This is a genomic window from Oceanobacillus salinisoli (genome assembly GCF_009733865.1).
Lineage (GTDB): Bacteria > Bacillota > Bacilli > Bacillales > Amphibacillaceae > Oceanobacillus > Oceanobacillus salinisoli.
The window spans coordinates 1-3,308 of record NZ_WOFB01000037.1 but is presented as its reverse complement, the minus strand read 5'-3'; the positions used below and the strand labels follow the sequence as shown (position 1 = coordinate 3,308).

Here is a 3,308-nt window from a genome sequence, read left to right as displayed (position 1 = left end):
AGAGCGAAAAGGAAACATGCCCCTTCATAGGGGTATGCCGACGCCTGAGCGCTAGCCCGCTTTTAGTCGGCCTTCCTAAAAAAACTGAGTCGATGTTGACTTTCACCGCAAGGGTATAAGTGCGACTAAGCCTCTGGTTTCACCAATCGGCAAGTCTTCTTTATCGTACGGAGGTGAGGGAAGTCCGCTAGTCGCTGGGCGTTGGAGCTAGACATCAAAGCGCAAATTTATACTTTCTTATCTCATAAAAAAGCGAAAACTCCAGTATATGTACTGGAGTTTTTTACACTTCTGACTGAGAAGCTTTTGATGTGGTATATGTCGAGGGGGACATAGAGGAAATTTCGGTAATTATCGCGAAGTCTAGAATAACTATTCACATGGCGCCTAATTATCTTCTATTCTCTAAGTTTTCATCAAATTCCTTATTTCCTTCACCTCCCCCACATCTAATTTTGTAAATTCAGCTATTTGTTCATCTCTGAAGTCTTCACACAATAATTTGATTACCATCTCTTTTGCTGCTTCCAATTTTCCTTCTTCTCTTCGTTCTTTTCTGGATTCCGGGAAATATCTCTGCTAATGTTGGTGGTAATTTTGATTTTTCTTCCCGCATTGTTTGCACTTCTTCCCTTAAAAATATAGCGTTTCCCAAAGTCCTTTCCCCTGGGAAAATCAATTTCTTTCCCTAAATCCGGAGCAAAGAAATCGACAAACTCCTCAAAAAATTGGGAAACAGGATTTTTTCCAAAGTCCACCTTGATCCGCTCTCCATACACAGAAATCATCTGGTTCATTTTTTCACATCCTATCCTGGGATTCATTAATAATGAAATAACTACTGTGGTGAGCAATACCTAACTGAATTACCATAAAAAAATCTGATGGAATTTGCCGGGAAAATATGTTTATCGTTAAAATTTTAAATTAACAGTATAAATAAGGAAAGGGAGTGCTTGACAGGGACTTGTCCAGAAGCCGTTTGTTTAACAATGAAGAGGATGGGGAACTTAGGTTGGGTACACTAAGCTATGTTGTGTGTAAAAACGAGCTGTTCATATTAGCTGTTGGAAGTATAATTAAAGGTAATTGTACCATTATTTTTCTTTACCATGTTGTAATCGGCGTTGAGGTAAAACGAAATTATCTTATGTTCTTCGTCTTGTCAATTCTCAATAGCCTATTTTTAACCATGAAGCAAATCGACCAATATACCTAAATTTCTTGTTCACTATATGTAAGTAGTAATTCTTTTAACTCATTTTTTCAGAATTCTATAATATTAGTATAACCTCTGTTTTCAATATGTCAAAATAATTTTAGTAAATATTTTATTAAAGATATATTAATTTGAATTTACATATTTGAAAATCATCGTGTTTTTAAAAATTGCTGCTGTCTTTATATTTTACTTAAAGAATCCATAGAAGTAATATTTGAATAAACAGCTCAGGTAATCACCAAACCTTTTTGGTGAGCCTGAGCTTTTATGATTTTAAGAAAAGGTATGAATCACTACTGGATTAAAACGATTCTTTCATTTTGGTTTTGTTGACAGTTACTCCTGTCTAACAGCCAACCGATCATCGTCTAGCTTGCTCTCCTTCTCCTTGTTTTTCCCTTTATAATTCACCACAATAATTCCAACTGCAACCAACGTAATGGCTGCTATAATAAAGAAGTTCAAGCCTTCACCGGGAATGAACATCACAGAAAGGAACGCGCCAGATACTGGAACAATAAACTTATACATGCTTAATTCCCCGGCATTGTTGTACTTCAAAATCGAATACCAAAGTGCGAATGCTATAGCAGACAACAGTGCAGAATAGATAAATAGTCCCAAGCCAAACGGGGTGAGAACCATCGCACCTTCACTTAACTGTGGGAGACCGATTAACAGCAGAATTGCCGCACCCAAGCTCAATTGCCAGCCGGTGATGGCAAACGGATGGATTCCCGTCGCCAGTTCTTTGGCCATAATCGTTGCGATCGCACTGGTTAATCCGGATAAAATCATGTACCCTTCCCCGGTAAGTGTAAAGCTAAGCTGAAGCTCCTGGCCCCAGTTTGCTACTACGATTCCTGTAAACCCTGCGATTAAGCCAACTGCTTTTTTCCAATTCATCCGGTCGTTTTTATAATAATAGTGTGCGAGAATCACAGTAAAAAATGTGCCACTTGATGATAGAATCGCACCTTGTATGCCTGTTACTTTTGCTAAACCATTATAAAAGAAAAAATATTGCAATGCGGTTTGCACAACGCCCAGAATAATCAGTACGAAAAATTGCCTGCGTGTGACACGTATGCTTTTTGGATTAATAAATAATAGGAATGCTAGTACGATCAATCCAGCTAATAAAAAGCGCATCCCCGCAAACACAATTTTCGCAATCACGTCATCCGGGGCCATTTGAAATTCTTCGTAACTTACCTTCAGCACCGGAAACGCACTTCCCCAAAGGATAGAACAGAAAATTGCGATTCCAATCACAGACCATTTATGTTGAAACATGCCTTTCATGTTTGTCATCTCCTAAATACTAGAATCAAATGAATCTATCTTATGACATTTATGGTGGATTGGCAAGGGGGTTGTTTGGAAAATGATAGATGAGCATCTTCTATTGCTTTAAAACTTCACTCCACCTGAACCCCCACTAATGCCATTGAACAAAAGTTTCAACTTCAAACCTAAAACCATTTCAAGTAATATTCCTCCACCTTCCTAAATAAAATCTACAAACAAGCATTTTAAAGAGGAGGGGAACCAAGATGACGAAAACGGAAATCACTCAAGAAATGATTGAGCGCTATTATAATTTAAACCGCATAAAGAAAGAAGTCGAGGCCGAAATGAACCAACTGAAAAAGACCTTTCATACATATTTTGACAATGAGGTTGGTGAGAACGAAAAAGGCGAATGGACTACTGGCACGTACAAGCTCCAGCGACAGGTACGGAAAACAGAGAAGTTCAATGATAACGAGACCGTTGAAAGATTAGAAGAGTTGAATATGAATGATTTGATTCAAGTTGTGAAAAAGCCGGATGGGGATAAGATTGATGCAGCGATTAATTTGGGTTTGCTGAAAGCAGAAGATTTAGAGGGGTGTCGAGTGGTTAGTTATTCGCGGGCAATTTCGGTGCGGGAAGTATAGTGAGAAAACAGAGTGCAATGATCATCCGCACTCTGTTTGCTTCATTTGGACATTATTAAAAAGCTAACCTGCTATAAAGTGAATTTTCAATCAGTGGTTTTTTTTGGGAGTGTAATATAAACTGTGTAAGTAAGAAATGCGTA

3 protein-coding genes are annotated in these 3,308 nt (G+C 38.1%); 1 reads left to right on the top strand and 2 read right to left on the bottom strand.

The genetic code is table 11. The features are described 5' to 3' along the window. Positions 1 to 506: 506 nt before the first annotated feature. Entirely contained in the window at positions 507 to 797 is a 291-nt protein-coding gene (locus GMJ66_RS18685; protein ID WP_156291835.1) for a hypothetical protein, read from the bottom strand. 761 nt (positions 798 to 1,558) lie between these two features. After that, complete coding sequence (locus GMJ66_RS18680) at positions 1,559 to 2,527, bottom strand: DMT family transporter (protein ID WP_156291834.1); 969 nt, start codon at positions 2,525 to 2,527, stop codon at positions 1,559 to 1,561. Positions 2,528 to 2,778: 251 nt separating this feature from the next. Here GMJ66_RS18680 and GMJ66_RS18675 point away from each other — a divergent pair, with 251 nt between their 5' ends. Beyond that, positions 2,779 to 3,165: a hypothetical protein gene (locus tag GMJ66_RS18675; protein ID WP_156291833.1), complete on the top strand. Its 387-nt coding sequence runs from the start codon at positions 2,779 to 2,781 to the stop codon at positions 3,163 to 3,165. Positions 3,166 to 3,308: the final 143 nt, after the last annotated feature.